At 64.6% G+C, this 14,028-nt stretch carries 13 protein-coding genes; 12 read left to right on the forward strand and 1 reads right to left on the reverse strand.

All coding sequences use genetic code 11. The annotated features are described in order from the left end of the window. Complete coding sequence (locus CS1GBM3_RS06105; RefSeq protein WP_072392732.1) at positions 1–246, reverse strand: hypothetical protein; 246 nt, start codon at positions 244–246, stop codon at positions 1–3. A gap of 237 nt (positions 247–483) precedes the next feature. Here CS1GBM3_RS06105 and CS1GBM3_RS06110 point away from each other — a divergent pair, with 237 nt between their 5' ends. From CS1GBM3_RS06110 to lpxA, 12 genes are all read left to right on the forward strand, one after another. Then, positions 484–1,482 (forward strand): 30S ribosomal protein S2, encoded by a 999-nt coding sequence (locus CS1GBM3_RS06110; RefSeq protein WP_072392735.1) that lies wholly within the window; start codon positions 484–486, stop codon positions 1,480–1,482. A gap of 129 nt (positions 1,483–1,611) precedes the next feature. After that, the gene (gene tsf / locus CS1GBM3_RS06115) at positions 1,612–2,565 is read left to right on the forward strand and encodes a translation elongation factor Ts (protein ID WP_072392738.1); all 954 of its coding nucleotides are present in this window, start codon (positions 1,612–1,614) and stop codon (positions 2,563–2,565) included. Positions 2,566–2,724: 159 nt separating this feature from the next. Further along, on the forward strand, positions 2,725–3,450 hold the full coding sequence (gene pyrH, locus CS1GBM3_RS06120; RefSeq protein ID WP_072392741.1) for a UMP kinase: 726 nt from the start codon (positions 2,725–2,727) through the stop codon (positions 3,448–3,450). A gap of 85 nt (positions 3,451–3,535) precedes the next feature. Next, a complete protein-coding gene (frr, locus tag CS1GBM3_RS06125) occupies positions 3,536–4,099 on the forward strand; it encodes a ribosome recycling factor (protein ID WP_072392744.1) in 564 nt (187 codons plus the stop codon). A 190-nt stretch (positions 4,100–4,289) separates the two neighbouring features. After that, positions 4,290–5,045 (forward strand): isoprenyl transferase, encoded by a 756-nt coding sequence (locus tag CS1GBM3_RS06130; protein ID WP_280172920.1) that lies wholly within the window; start codon positions 4,290–4,292, stop codon positions 5,043–5,045. 11 nt (positions 5,046–5,056) lie between these two features. Further along, positions 5,057–5,932: a phosphatidate cytidylyltransferase gene (locus CS1GBM3_RS06135; protein WP_072392750.1), complete on the forward strand. Its 876-nt coding sequence runs from the start codon at positions 5,057–5,059 to the stop codon at positions 5,930–5,932. A gap of 70 nt (positions 5,933–6,002) precedes the next feature. Continuing rightward, positions 6,003–7,256, forward strand: a complete 1,254-nt coding sequence (locus tag CS1GBM3_RS06140) for a 1-deoxy-D-xylulose-5-phosphate reductoisomerase (protein WP_083567154.1) — start codon at positions 6,003–6,005, stop codon at positions 7,254–7,256. Between the two features lie 72 nt (positions 7,257–7,328). Next, complete coding sequence (rseP, locus tag CS1GBM3_RS06145) at positions 7,329–8,735, forward strand: RIP metalloprotease RseP (RefSeq protein WP_072392752.1); 1,407 nt, start codon at positions 7,329–7,331, stop codon at positions 8,733–8,735. Between the two features lie 260 nt (positions 8,736–8,995). Then, the gene (bamA, locus tag CS1GBM3_RS06150) at positions 8,996–11,356 is read left to right on the forward strand and encodes an outer membrane protein assembly factor BamA (RefSeq protein ID WP_072392755.1); all 2,361 of its coding nucleotides are present in this window, start codon (positions 8,996–8,998) and stop codon (positions 11,354–11,356) included. Positions 11,357–11,592: 236 nt separating this feature from the next. After that, positions 11,593–12,636 carry a UDP-3-O-(3-hydroxymyristoyl)glucosamine N-acyltransferase gene (gene lpxD, locus CS1GBM3_RS06155; RefSeq protein WP_072392758.1) on the forward strand — a complete coding sequence of 348 codons (1,044 nt, stop codon included), beginning with the start codon at positions 11,593–11,595 and terminating at the stop codon, positions 12,634–12,636. A 79-nt stretch (positions 12,637–12,715) separates the two neighbouring features. Continuing rightward, positions 12,716–13,219: a 3-hydroxyacyl-ACP dehydratase FabZ gene (fabZ, locus tag CS1GBM3_RS06160; RefSeq protein ID WP_072392761.1), complete on the forward strand. Its 504-nt coding sequence runs from the start codon at positions 12,716–12,718 to the stop codon at positions 13,217–13,219. Then, positions 13,212–14,018: an acyl-ACP--UDP-N-acetylglucosamine O-acyltransferase gene (lpxA, locus tag CS1GBM3_RS06165; protein WP_072392764.1), complete on the forward strand. Its 807-nt coding sequence runs from the start codon at positions 13,212–13,214 to the stop codon at positions 14,016–14,018. Before fabZ ends, lpxA begins: the two co-directional genes overlap by 8 nt. The last annotated feature ends 10 nt before the right edge of the window (positions 14,019–14,028 follow it).

Below are 14,028 nucleotides of genomic sequence, written 5' to 3' on the forward strand. Positions count from 1 at the left end.
CTAAGGCTGGCGGCCAGCATCGGGTTTCGTTCTCGCCAAGCGCAGGCCCGCGTACGCCGCCAGCACGGTGCCTAGGAAAAGCCCGGCCAGCGGACCGATAATAAGGCCATAGGCCATGGCACCTCCGCCGTCGTGGTCATGGACGCCGAGCCAGCCTGTCTGAATGGTGTAAAGGCCCATGGCAAGGATCCAGCCGGTCGTTGCGCCGAGCACGAACGCGAGAAGCATCACTGCGAGGATGCGCATGTTTGGCCCCCGAAACCTCTTCCATCGGCGAGCTTATGCCGCGCTCGTCCCTCGGGAAAGGCTTGCCAATTCAGCCCAACCACATTAGAAGCCGCCCCATCTCACACGCAGCCCCAATGCGCCTCGCGGATTGAAAGCCCCGCAGGGACGCTCCGGTGGATTTGCTAAGTGCTTATAGCACCTAGCTTTTCTTCTCAAGGGCTGCGGAGGACCAACCGGAAAAGGATACCAACGCACATGTCCGTGCCGCAATTCAACATGCGCCAGCTCCTGGAAGCCGGCGTGCACTTCGGTCACCAGTCGCATCGCTGGAACCCCAAGATGGCGCCCTTCATCTACGGCGCCCGCAACAACATCCACATCCTCGACCTGACGCAGACGGTGCCGATGCTGCACCAGGCGCTGAACAAGGTCTCCGACACGGTTGCCGGCGGCGGCCGCGTGCTGTTCGTCGCCACCAAGCGGCAGGCCTCCGACTCGATTGCCGAGGCGGCCAAGAAGTCGGCACAGTACTTCATCAATCACCGTTGGCTCGGCGGCACGCTGACCAACTGGAAGACGATCTCCACGTCGATCCGCCGTCTGCGCCAGCTTGACGACATCCTCGCCGATCCGCAGGGCCGCACCAAGAAAGAGGTGCTCAACATCCAGCGCGAGCGCGACAAGCTCAACCAGGCGCTCGGCGGCATCAAGGACATGGGCGGCGTGCCCGACCTCCTGTTCGTGATCGACACCAACAAGGAAGGCATCGCGATCAAGGAAGCGCGCAAGCTTGGCATTCCGATCGTCGCCATCGTCGACACCAACTGCGATCCCGACGGCATCGACTTCCCGGTTCCGGGCAACGATGACGCCGGTCGCGCCATCACGCTCTATTGCGATCTCGTCGCTCGCGCGGCCCTCGATGGTCTCGAGCGCGGCCAGGGTACGTTAGGCATTGATGCCGGTGCTGCGGTGGATCCGACCGCAGAGCCGCTGCCCGAGGGCTCGGTCACGGTGTTCAAGGGTATCGATGCGCCGCGCGGCGAAGCCGACGATCTCAAGCGCATCACCGGCATCACGCCGAAAATCGAGCAGAAGCTCAACGACGCCGGCGTGTTCCATTTCTGGCAGATCGCCGACCTCGACGCCGACAATCTTGGGGCTCTCGACCGCAAGCTCAAGCTCAAGGGCCAGATCGAGCAGGAGGGCTGGGTCGCTCAGGCCAAGAAGCTGGCTGAGGCCTCTGCGGCATAAGGCGTTACGCCGCCGGCGCGCGACGAAACCTTCGTCCGCGCACATTCCGCCAAACGGACGGGCTGCACGGCGGCCCGTCCCTAGCCTATTTACGAGCCGACACTTCGCCCGAGTGCGAAAGGAGCAAGCATGAGCACGATTACAGCCGCGGCCGTCAAAGAGCTGCGCGACAAGACCGGCGCCGGCATGATGGACTGCAAGCAGGCGTTGACCGAGACCAACGGCGACATGGAAGCGGCCGTCGACCTCCTTCGCAAGAAAGGCCTCTCGAAAGCTGCAAAGAAGGCCGACCGCGTCGCGGCCCAGGGCCTCGTCGGCGTGGTGTCCAAGGTGAAATCGGGCGCCGCCGTCGAGGTCAACTCGGAGACCGACTTCGTCGCTCGCAATCCGCAGTTCCAGGAGCTGGTGCAGACCATTACGGCCCTCGCGCCCGCCGCCGACGGCGACGTCGCGAAGCTGCTCGCAGCCACGTATCCGGGTGGCAAGGGCACGGTCGATGACCAGATCAAGGACGCAATCGCGACCATCGGCGAGAACATGGGCCTGCGTCGCACGGCTGCGCTTTCGGTCAAGGAAGGCGTTGTTGCGGATTATGTGCACAACAAGGCGGCTGACGGCCTCGGCAAGATCGGCGTGCTGGTCGCGCTCGAGAGCGCCGGCGACACGGACAGCCTGATGGCGCTCGGGCGTCAGCTCGCGATGCACATTGCGGCCGCAAGCCCGCAGGTCGTCAACGTTGAGGATCTCTCGAAGGAGGCGATCGAGCGCGAGCGCGCGATCTACGTCGAACAGGCCAAGGCCGAGCCCAGGAACGCCGGCAAGTCCGACGAGATCCTCGCCAAGGCGAGCGAAGGCCGCCTGCAGAAGGAATTCGTCAATCAGGCCGTGCTTCTGAAGCAGGTATTCGTCATCGACGGCAAGGCCACCGTTGCCGAGATCCTGAAGCAGGCCGAGAAGGACGTCGGGGCTCCGGTCAAGGTCGCTGGCTTCGTGCGTTATGCACTCGGCGAGGGCATCGAGAAGCAGGTCGAGGACTTCGCCGCGGAGGTGGCGAAAACCGTCGGCGCAGCCGCCAAAGGCTGATATGTGAAAAAGCCGGCGCACACGCCGGCTTTTTTTTGCTAACGGGAGCCCGAGGCGACAAACTCAAGGCGCTCGTCCGCTCGTGATCCAAGTTCTGTTTAAGAGTCTGTTTCACGTTCTTCATTAGTGCCCTGACCGACCACAACCGCGGAGACCAGCATGACGGCGCATGCTTCGATCAAATACCCGCGCTTGCTCGTGAAGCTCTCGGGCGAGGCGCTGATGGGACGTAACGGGTTCGGGCTCGACACCGCAGTGGTCGACCGGCTCGCTGCCGATCTCGCAGAAGCGCGTAACGCGGGCTGCGCGCTCTCGGTCGTGGTTGGCGGTGGCAACATCTTCCGTGGGCTGCAAGGCGCCGCGCGCGGCATGGACCGCGCGACGGCTGACTACATGGGCATGCTGGCGACGGTCATGAACGCACTGGCGCTCCAGAGCGCACTCGAGGCGCAAAAGGCGCCGGCCCGCGTGCTCTCGGCCATCCCGATGCCGACGGTCTGCGAGCCCTATGTTCGCCACCGTGCGCTCTATCATCTCGAGCGCGAGCGGATCGTGATCTTCGCGGCCGGCACCGGCAACCCATTCTTCACCACCGATACGGCTGCGACCTTGCGCGCCATCGAGATGGGATGCAATGCAGTGGCAAAGGCCACCCAGGTCGACGGCGTCTATTCTGCCGACCCCAAAAAGGACCCCAATGCCAAGCGTTTTGACCGCCTCAGCTACACTGAGGTATTGGGCCAGGATCTCAAGGTCATGGACGGGGCGGCAATCGCCCTTGCCCGGGACAACAATCTTCCGGTAATTGTCTTTTCCATCGACGAGCCGGGGAATGTGATCAAGCTGCTCAATGGGTCCGCCCGGGCCACGATCATCCACGGGTAGATCAGCGCCGCGGCGCTCGCGGCTCCCCCGCAATGCGCGGGCGACGGCCACGGTCCGTCGCGCGAGAAAAAAGGAGAACAGCTCGGTGTCCCTTACGACGTTCGATCTCACAGAAATCGAAACGCGGATGCGAGCTTCACTCGAGGCGCTGAAGCGTGAGCTCGGCGGCCTGCGCACGGGTCGCGCGAGCGCCCACTTCCTGGATCCCGTGCAGGTCACCGTCTACGGCTCGAGGATGCCGCTCGTTCAGGTCGGAACCGTCTCCGTGCCGGAGCCGCGCATGATCACGGTGCAGGTCTGGGACCGGAGCAACGTGCAAGCCGTCGAGAAGGCGATCCGCGAGGCCAACCTCGGCGTCAATCCCATCGTCGACGGGACGATGATCCGTCTGCCGATCCCGGCCCCCACGGCCGAGCGGCGCCAGGAGCTTGCCAAGCAGGCGCACAAGTATGCCGAAGCCCACCGCGTCGCCGTCCGCAACGTGCGCCGCGATGGGATGGACCTGCTCAAGAAGCTCGAAAAGGACGGAAAAATCGGCGAGGACGAGCATCATAAGAACTCCGCCAAGGTGCAGGAGCTCACCGACAAGCTGATCAAGGAGATCGACCAGACGCTTGCGACCAAAGAGGCCGAGATCCACAAAGTGTGATTTGTTGGCGGATTTTTCTGCCGCGCTGCGGTAAGGATTGTTGTGCCGTCCCCGTCCGGGGCCTTTCCACAGGACCGAAGACGATGCCCCAGTCGCGCAAGGCCGACCGCTTTCTTCGACCCCGCGTGCGTCCGTCAGGATGCGCCGCCCGTCCCGTCGTTTCGGCCTCATAGCAGCAAGCGCGCACGCCGTGGCAGACACACCGACATCCTCCGAGGCAACCCTTAGCGAGTCCATGCCGCGCCACGTCGCCATCATCATGGATGGCAACGGCCGGTGGGCGGCAGAGCGCGGGCTGCCGCGGGCACTCGGTCATCGGTCGGGCGTCGAGGCGGTGCGGCGCACGGTGAAGGCCGCGACCGACCTCAAGATCCCCTATCTCACGCTCTACAGCTTCTCCTCGGAGAACTGGTCGCGCCCCAAGGACGAGATCGACGATCTCATGGGGCTCATGAAGCGCTTCATCCGCCGCGATCTCGCGGATCTGCACCAGAACAACGTCCGTGTGAAGGTCATCGGCGAGCGGGAGACCATCGAGCCCGAGATGCGCGCGCTCATCGAGGAAACCTGCGAGCTGACGCGGGAGAACACGGGTCTCACGCTCATCATCGCCTTCAACTACGGGGCGCGGGGCGAGATCACGCGGGCCGCCAGGTGGCTCGCTGAGGAGGTGGCGGCTGGCCGGCTCGCGCCCGGCGACATTACGCCGGAGCGGCTTTCGGGCGCGCTCGACACCGGAGGGCTGCCGGATCCGGACGTACTGATCCGCACCAGCGGCGAATGCCGCATCTCGAACTTCCTGCTTTGGCAGTGCGCCTACACCGAGTTCGTCTTCCTCGATGCCTATTGGCCGGACTTCGGCCATGAGATGCTGGTCGAGGCGATCTCCCAGTACAAGGCGCGCGAGCGCCGCTTCGGCGGTCTGCCCTGCCTGTCCACGGCTTGAGGGCAGGCAAGATGGAAGACGATGGGACACTTGCCCCTAGCCAAGACGGGAGTGCGCGCCCCAACCCATCCCAGGTCGGGCTCAGGATCGTCTCGGCGGTGGCGCTCGCCCTGATCGCGTTCGCCGCACTATGGGGCGGCGTGCTGCCGTTCGCCGGCCTCGTGCTGGTGATCGCTCTCGTTATGAGCTGGGAGTGGTCAGGGCTCATGCGCGGCGAAGGCATCGACATCACGCTCATCGTCCATGGCCTTGCGGTTGCGGCCGCGGTCGGGTTCTCGGCCTTTGGCATGGCGGCGCTCGGCGTCGCAGCGCTGATCATCGGCACGATCATCGTGCTGGCGCTCGAGTTCGGCCATCGGCCCATCCTGTCGGCGGCCGGTGTGCTCTATGCGGGCCTTCCGGCCGTGGCCCTCATCTGGCTGCGTGGCAGCGAGCCGTTCGGCTTCGAAGCCGTGTTCTTCATCGTGCTCGTGGTCATCGCGACCGATACGGCGGCCTTCGCCGCCGGACGCCTGATCGGAGGACCGCGGCTCGCCCCCGCTGTCTCGCCCAACAAGACCTGGAGCGGGCTCGGCGGCGGCCTCAGCGCGGCTGCAGCCACGGCCGCGCTTTTCGGCTACTGGGTCGGCGGACCGGTTGCGGCACTCGCGATCTGCGGCGTGATCATGGGCGTTGTCGCGCAGATGGGGGACCTTGCGGAATCGGCCATGAAACGGGCCTTTGACGCGAAAGACGCCAGCCAGCTCCTGCCCGGGCACGGGGGGTTCATGGACCGTATGGACGGGCTCGCGCCGGTCGCGGTGGTGTTGGCTTTTGCCGCCCTTTTCCTCGATCCGCGGGCCCCAGCCCAGGCTATTCTTGCGGGACTCTTCCTCGCCCCCCACTGAGACCAAAGACAGGCTATGCTGGCGGGAGCCCGTCAGGCTCCCGAGCGACGGACAAGGAGACGACCTCAGAATGGCGCGTGTGATGAGCATATCGGGCGGCGCGGCGCTCCGGAGCGAGGCGGTCGAAGAGGCTGCCTCGCGGGTGCGCGCCGGGGGCGGGGCTCCGCTCCGACTGTCCGTGCTCGGCGCAACGGGTTCGATCGGCACCAGCACGCTCGACCTCGTGTCGCGCCATCCGAGCCGCTTCGAGGTGGTCGCGCTCACCGCCCAGTGCAACGCCGCGCGGCTCGCGGACCTCGCCATCGCGCATCGCGCGAAGGTCGCCGTGATCGGCGACGAGGCGCACTACGCAGAACTCCGAGACCTGCTTGCGGGGACCGGCATCCGAGCGGCGGCCGGGGCGACGGCGATCGAGGACGCGGCACGCGAGCCCGCTGACTGCGTCATGGCCGCCATCGTGGGCGCCGCGGGGCTCAAGCCGACGTTTGCGGCCGCTCAGCAAGGGGCCAGAGTCGCGCTCGCCAACAAGGAGTGCCTGGTCTCGGCCGGCGAGATCTTCCTGCGCCACGTACGTCAGAACTGCGCCGAGCTGATCCCGGTCGACAGCGAGCACTCGGCGGCCTTCCAGGCCATCGGACGCACGGCGCCCGGCTCCATCGAAAAGATCATCCTCACGGCTTCCGGCGGGCCGTTCCGCACATTCGAAAAAAAGCGGCTCGAGCGCGTTACACCCGAGGAGGCGCTACAGCATCCGAACTGGTCGATGGGCGCCAAGGTGACCATCGATTCCGCGACGCTGATGAACAAGGGTCTCGAGCTGATCGAGGCGTTTCACCTGTTCCCGGTCGAGGCGCATCAGCTCGAGGCGGTGGTGCATCCGCAATCGGTCGTGCACTGCCTGGTCATGCTCGAGGACGGCTCGGTGATGGCTCAGCTCTCGCACCCGGACATGCGCACGCCGATCGCGCTGGCGCTGGCCTGGCCTGAGCGCCTTGCCACACCCGTTTCGCGGCTCGATCTGGTGGCGCTCCAGAACTTGTCGTTCGAGGCGCCGGACCACGACCGTTTCCCGGCGCTCAAGATCGCCACCGACGCCCTGGCGCGGGGCGGGGCGGCGCCCGCGGTGCTGAATGCCGCCAACGAGATCGCCGTGCGCGCCTTCCTCGATCGGAGGATCGGATTCCTCGATATTTCCAGGATAGTTGGCGAATGTCTTGAAAAGGCCGAAGGGTCGGAGCTCATTAATGCTCCAAACACCCTCGACGACGTTCTTGCCATCGACGGAGATGCGCGCCGCATGGCGGGAGCGCTGCTTCCGGGATAAGTCAAAGTCCGGCCTGGAGAGAAGCCTGGCCGAGGATAGATTTTTCAGCCCAGACGACGGGATTTGCAAAGCATGATCGAAGGGTTAGTCAGCCAGGTTTCTTCGTGGGGGGTCAGCATCCTCGCGTTCCTTTTCGTGCTCGGCGTGGTGGTGTTCTTCCACGAACTCGGGCACTTCCTGGTGGCCCGCTGGTGCGGGGTGACGGTCACCACTTTCTCGATCGGATTCGGGCGGGAGCTCGCCGCCTTCGTTGACAGGCACGGCACGCGGTGGCGGGTCGCCGCGATTCCGCTCGGCGGCTACGTCAAGTTCCTGGATGACGCCAACGCCGCGAGCCAGCCCTCCGCGGCGACGCCCGACGCCCTTGCGCCGGGCTCGTTTCACGCCAAGCCGGTATGGCAGCGGGCGCTTGTGGTTGCGGCCGGACCAGCCGCTAATTTCTTAATCGCTGCAATTATTTACACAGCTCTCAACGCCGCTTATGGCGTGTCGATCGTCTCGCCCCGTGTCGACCAAGTGGTCGCCGGCATGCCCGCCGAGAAGGCGGGCATCAAGGCCGGCGACGTGATCACGGAGATCGACGGCTGGTCTATCGAAAGCTTCGACGACGTGGTGCGTATCGTCACCGCATCGAGCGGGCGCACGCTCGCCATCAGTGTCGACCGCAATGGGCAGCCGCTGAACTTCTCGGTGCTGCCGGACCTCAAAGAGGTGCCGAGCGATCTCGGCGTGACCCTCAAGCTCGGCGACATCGGCATCACGCGCGTGCTTCCGGCAAGGGTCGGCACGGTGGTCGCCGACTCGCCTGCCGAGAAGGCCGGCATTCGCCATGGCGACATCATCACCGCGATCGACGGCGCGCCGGTCAACTCATTCGAAGATCTCGTGAATGCCGTCACGCCCGCTGCCGGGCGGGCGCTCTCGGTGACGGTCGACCGAGAGGGCACGAAGCTGGCGCTCACGATCACTCCCGCCAGCGTCGAAGCCACGAAGCCGGACGGCACCACAGTGCAGCAGGGCCGGATCGGCGTCTCGCCCGATCGCCCGGCCCCGGTCAGCGTTTCCTTGTTGGAATCTGCGCGACTTGGCGTGCGCGAAACTTACGCGAACATCGTTCAGACGATTACCGGCATTGTGGACATCGTCACCGGACGTCAGCCCGCAGACCAAGTTGGCGGGCCGATCCTGATGGCGGAGGTCACCTCTCGGGTCGTCGAGCTCGGCTGGGAGCCGCTGCTGCGCTGGACGGCGCTGATTTCGGCCAATATCGGGCTCCTCAACCTGCTGCCGATTCCCATGCTCGACGGCGGCCATCTGGTGTTTTACGCCGCGGAAGCCATCCGGCGGCGACCACTCAGCCAACGCGTGCAGGAGATCGGATTCCAGATCGGAATCGCCGTCGTCCTGATGTTGGTGGTTTTCGTGAACCTCAACGACCTCATGCGGCTTGGGAAAAGGTGGCTATTTGGTGGCGGCTGAACACCGCTCTGAATCTGCCTTGGGTGACGTAAACTTGCCACTTCCCAGGGTCTTACCCAGTTGTTAAGAATGGCAAAGTGAACGGCAATCGGCGGCACGATTCGGGGCGGGGGCCTTGAACCGGTTTTTGTTTTTGTGTGCGCCGCCACGCCTTCACTTGGGGGTCCAAACCTCAAAAAATCGAGACAGCTCTGGGCCATCTGCCGACGGGTCCATGAGTTGAGGGGGATCGGCACAAAATAAGGCGAGCAGATCCGCACATGGTGCAGTTTCGGATCATGTCGTTTGGGGGGATGCGTCTGCTGTTGTGGCTGGCGGCTGTCGTACCCGCAGTCGTCATCGCGCAGAGCGTGACACTTGCAATTCCCGCTCAGGCGCAGGGTGTCGTGAATAACATCCGCGTGGAAGGTAACCGGCGTGTCGAGCCGGAGACCGTTCGCTCCTATCTCCAATTCTCGGTCGGACAGCCTTATGACGCCGGCAAGGTCGATGCCTCGCTGCAGGCGCTGTTCGCGACCGGCCTCTTCGCCGACGTCTCCATCCACCAGGAAGGCAGCACCGCCGTCGTCTACGTGGTGGAGAACCCCGTCATCAACCAAGTGGCCTTCGAGGGCAACAGCGAGGTCGATACCGACACGCTGCGCGCCGAGGTCCAGCTGAAGCCGCGCTCCGTCTATACCCGCGCCAGGGTGCAAGCCGACGTGCAGCGCATCCTCGACGTCTACCGCCGGCAGGGCCGCTACGCTGCGACCGTCGAACCCAAGATCATCGAGCTCGAGCAGAGCCGCGTGAACCTCGTGTACGAGATCAACGAGGGCGGCGCGACGAAGGTGCAGGGCATCAACTTCGTCGGCAACCACGCCTTCACCGATGCGCAGCTGCGCGACATCATCTCGACCACGCAGAGCGGCTGGTTCGACTTCCTCAAGGGTACGAGCTACTACGACCCGGACCGCATGAACCTCGACCGCGAGCTTCTGCGCCAATTCTACCTCAAGAACGGCTACGCGGACGTGCGTGTCGTCGCTGCTCAGGCCGAGCTCGATCGCGAAGGTTCCGGCTTCTATATCAATTTCGCCATCGACGAGGGTGAGCTCTACCAGTTCGGCTCGGTGACGATCGAGAACTCGCTACCGGGTCTCGACCCGAACGCTCTCACCGGCGATATTACGACCTATCAGGGCGCGACCTACAACGGCTCGGACATCGAGAAGAGCGTCGAGCGGTTGACCCTGGCGACGGCGGAGCAGGGTTTCCCCTTTGCTCGCGTTCGCCCGCGCGCCATGCCGGATCCTGCGGCGCGCACGATCTCGCTCAGCTACATCGTCGACGAGGGGCCGCGCATCTACATCGAGCGCATCAACGTCAACGGCAATCTGCGCACCAAGGATCACGTGATTCGCCGCGAGTTCCGTATCGCGGAAGGCGACGCCTACAATCCGCTGCTCATCGACCGCGCCAAGAAGCGTCTCAACGCGCTCGGCTTCTTCAAGTCGGTCGACATCAAGCGCCGGCCGGGCTCGGCTCCGGACCGCGTCGTTCTCGACGTCGATCTCGTCGAGCAGTCGACCGGCGAGCTGTCGTTCGGCGCCGGCTACTCGACCGCGGAAGGCGTGATCGGCGACGTCTCGATCAGCGAGCGCAACCTGCTCGGCAACGGCCAGTTCCTCAGGCTGCGCCTCGCAGGCTCGCTTGAGCGCATGCAGATCGACCTCTCGTTCACCGAACCGCGTTTCCTCGACCAGAACCTTTCGGCGGGCTTCGACCTCTTTCACAAGGAGATCGATCAGACGCGCGAAGCTGGCTACGAGTCGACCCGTACGGGCGGCACGGTTCGCCTCGGCTTCCCGCTCTCCGAAGACCTCTGGATGCAGACGGGCTACACGCTCGAATACACCAAGATGGATATTGGAAATGAAGATCGCATTTCTGACGTTGTCGTCCGAGAGAATGAACTGAATCCGGATTCTCTCGCATCGTCGATCGGTACATCTCTGACCTACGATCGGCGTAACCATCCGAAGAACCCAACAAGCGGTTACTACCTGCAACTCGCGACCGACTTTGCTGGTCTCGGTGGTGACGTACAATATGCCCGCGTCAACGCCGAGGGCCGCTTCTATTACCCGATCAGCGAGAAGATCACCTTCGTGGGCCGCGCCATCGGTGGCCATATCGAGGGTTGGGGCGGCGACGATGTTCGCCTGACCGACCTCTACTACCGTGGCGGCGAGACCATCCGCGGCTTCGACCGTGCCGGCTTCGGTCCGCGCGATATGAGCAGCCCGCGCAAGGACGCACTCGGCGGCACGACCTATTGGGCCACCACGGCGGAGGTTCGCTTCCCGCTTCCCTTCGTGCCGGAGGATCTTGGGCTATCCGGTGCTGTGTTCGCCGACGCCGGCTCGCTGTGGAACGCCAACGATCTGGCCAAAGAGCTGGCACAAGGCCCGGACGGGATCGATCTTCAGGACGACTCCTCGATCCGCGCGTCGGTCGGTGCCAGCATCATGTGGCAGTCGCCCGTCGGTCCGATCCGTATGGACTTCGCAAAGGCGATCGCCAAAGAGAAGTACGACGAAGAACAGTTCTTCCGCTTCGGTGCTTCGACCAAGTTCTGAAGTACGTCGCTCATCGAGAAAAGTCCGGCATCCATATATGCCGGACTTTTTCTTTTTTGGATCGCGTGTTAGCGGGCCGTGGAATCTTATCCGTTCGGCTGGACCGTGGCGGCTTCTGGCCTTATGAGAGATGCGCGCGAGCGGATCATTGCCGCTTCTCCGTGACCCAGTCACCCGCGCGCCTGACCGCTTTCGCGCACGCACCGTCCATACAGGTACTTGAAGGCCCACGCCCCATGAACCATCCCGGTTTCTTCAAGCTCGCCGGGCCTTTCACGCTGGCCGAAGTCGCCGCTGCCACCCAATCCGAGGTGAAGGGCGACGAAGCAGCCGCCGCCCGCACCGTGGACAGCGTGCAGCCCCTTTCAGACGCCGCGCCGCAGCATCTGTCCTTCTTCGAGAACCGCAAGTACCTCGACCAACTCACAGCGACCAAGGCGGGTGCCTGCCTCGTCGCCGCGCCCTTCGCCGATCGCGTGCCGGCCGGAACGGTTCCGCTGATCACGAAGTCGCCGTACCGGTCCTTTGCTCAGGCGCTCGCCCTCTTCTATCCCGAGGCCCTGCGCAGCAAGGCCGCGGCAGCCGGCGCAGACGAGCGGATCTCGCCCTCGGCCGTTATCGAGGACGGGGCCGAGATCGAACCCGGTGCCATCATCGGGCCCGAGGCCCGGATCGGCCGGGGTACGCGCATCGCGGCCGGCGCCGTGATCGGCTACCGCGTCACGATCGGCCGGGATTGCTATGTCGGCCCCCTCGTCTCGGTCATGCATGCGCTTGTCGGCGACCGGGTGATCCTCCACGCGGGCGTCCGGATCGGCCAGGACGGTTTCGGCTTTGCCATGGGCAAGCAGGGACACCTCAAAGTGCCGCAGGTCGGGCGGGTCATCGTCCAGGACGACGTGGAAATCGGGGCAAACTCGACCGTCGATCGGGGAGCTCTTAAGGATACGATCATCGGCGAGGGCACCAAAATTGATAATCTCGTCCAGATCGGGCACAACGTCGTCATCGGACGTCATTGCGTCATCGTCGGACAGGTCGGTATTTCGGGTTCGACCGAGCTTGGCGACTTCGTGGTCATGGGTGGCCAGTCCGGCGCCGTCGGCCATATCAAGATAGGCTCCGGCGCCCAGATCGCCGGTGGCTCCCACCCGAAGGACGACGTTCCGCCGGGCGCTGTGCTGGCGGGCACTCCAGCCAAGCCGTTCAAGCAGTGGGCGCGCGAGGTGGCGGCCATAACCCGGCTGGCGCGCCGTGGCGGAGACCGCTCGGACGACTGATCGGACAGCGTCTGAGCAGTGGATTGATGACTTACCCGAGCGGGCGCCGGTCCGCCGGGCAGAATGGAGTTTGATGGGGATGGACGACGCATCGAAAAAGGCGCAGCGGACGACCGCGGATATCACGACGATTCTCAAACTGCTGCCGCACCGCTACCCCTTCCTGCTTCTCGATCGCCTTTATGACATCAACGGCGACGAGACCTGCGTCGGCGTCAAGAACGTGACCATCAACGAGCCGTTCTTCCAGGGCCATTTTCCGCAGTATCCGGTGATGCCGGGCGTGCTGATCATCGAGGGTCTGGCGCAGACTGCCGGCGCCCTCTGCGTGCACAGCCTCGGCGAAGACTACAAGACCGAGCTCGTCTACTTCATGGGCATCGACAAGGCAAAGTTCCGCAAGCCCGTCGTGCCGGGCGACCAGTTGCACTACCACGTGCGGAAGATCCGCAATCGCGGCCGCGTGTGGCGCTTCCACGGCGAGGCAAGGGTCGATGGCCAGGTGGTGGCCGAGGCCGAGATCAGCGCCATGCTGGCCGACACCGCGGAGGCCCGGGCATTCGCGGCGAGCAAGAATGGCTAGCCCAAAGATCCACCCCACGGCCATCGTCGAAGACGGCACCAACCTCGCGGATGGCGTGATCGTCGGTCCGTTCTCCATCGTCGGCGCGGACGTGACGCTCGGCGAAGGCGTCGAGCTCAAGAGCCATGTCGTGGTGACGGGGCGGACGACTGTCGGCGCGCGCACGCGCATCTTCCCGTTCGCCTCGATCGGACATCAGCCGCAGGACCTCAAGTACAAGGGCGAGCCGTCGACGCTCACGATCGGTTCCGACTGCCTGATCCGTGAAGGCGTAACGCTGAACCCCGGCACCGAGGGCGGCGGCATACAGACCACGATCGGCAACAACTGCGCGTTCCTCGCCAACTCGCACGTCGGCCACGACTGTCGCGTCGGCAACAACGTCATCTTCTCGAACAACGTCATGCTGGCGGGGCATTGCGAAATCGGGGATTTCGTGATCATCGGCGGCGGGGCGGCCGTGATCCAGTTCGCGCGCGTTGGTGCGCATGCCTTCATCGGCGGCATGAGCGGGCTCGAGCAGGATCTCATCCCCTACGGCATGGCGCTCGGCAACCGGGCGTATCTCTCCGGACTCAACATCGTCGGGCTGCAGCGCCGTGGATTCTCACGCAACGAGATCCACGATCTGAGGCGCGCCTACCGGCTCCTGTTCGCGCAGGAGGGCACGCTGCTCGAGCGCGTCGAGGACGTCGCCGAGGAGTTCAAGGATCACCCCACGGTGATGGAGATCATTGCCTTCATCCGCGCCGGCGGCAAGCGTTCCATGTGCACGCCGAAAAACGGCGCCGACTCCTAGAGACGCGACC

The organism is Hyphomicrobium sp. CS1GBMeth3 (assembly GCF_900117455.1).
Lineage (GTDB): Bacteria > Pseudomonadota > Alphaproteobacteria > Rhizobiales > Hyphomicrobiaceae > Hyphomicrobium_C.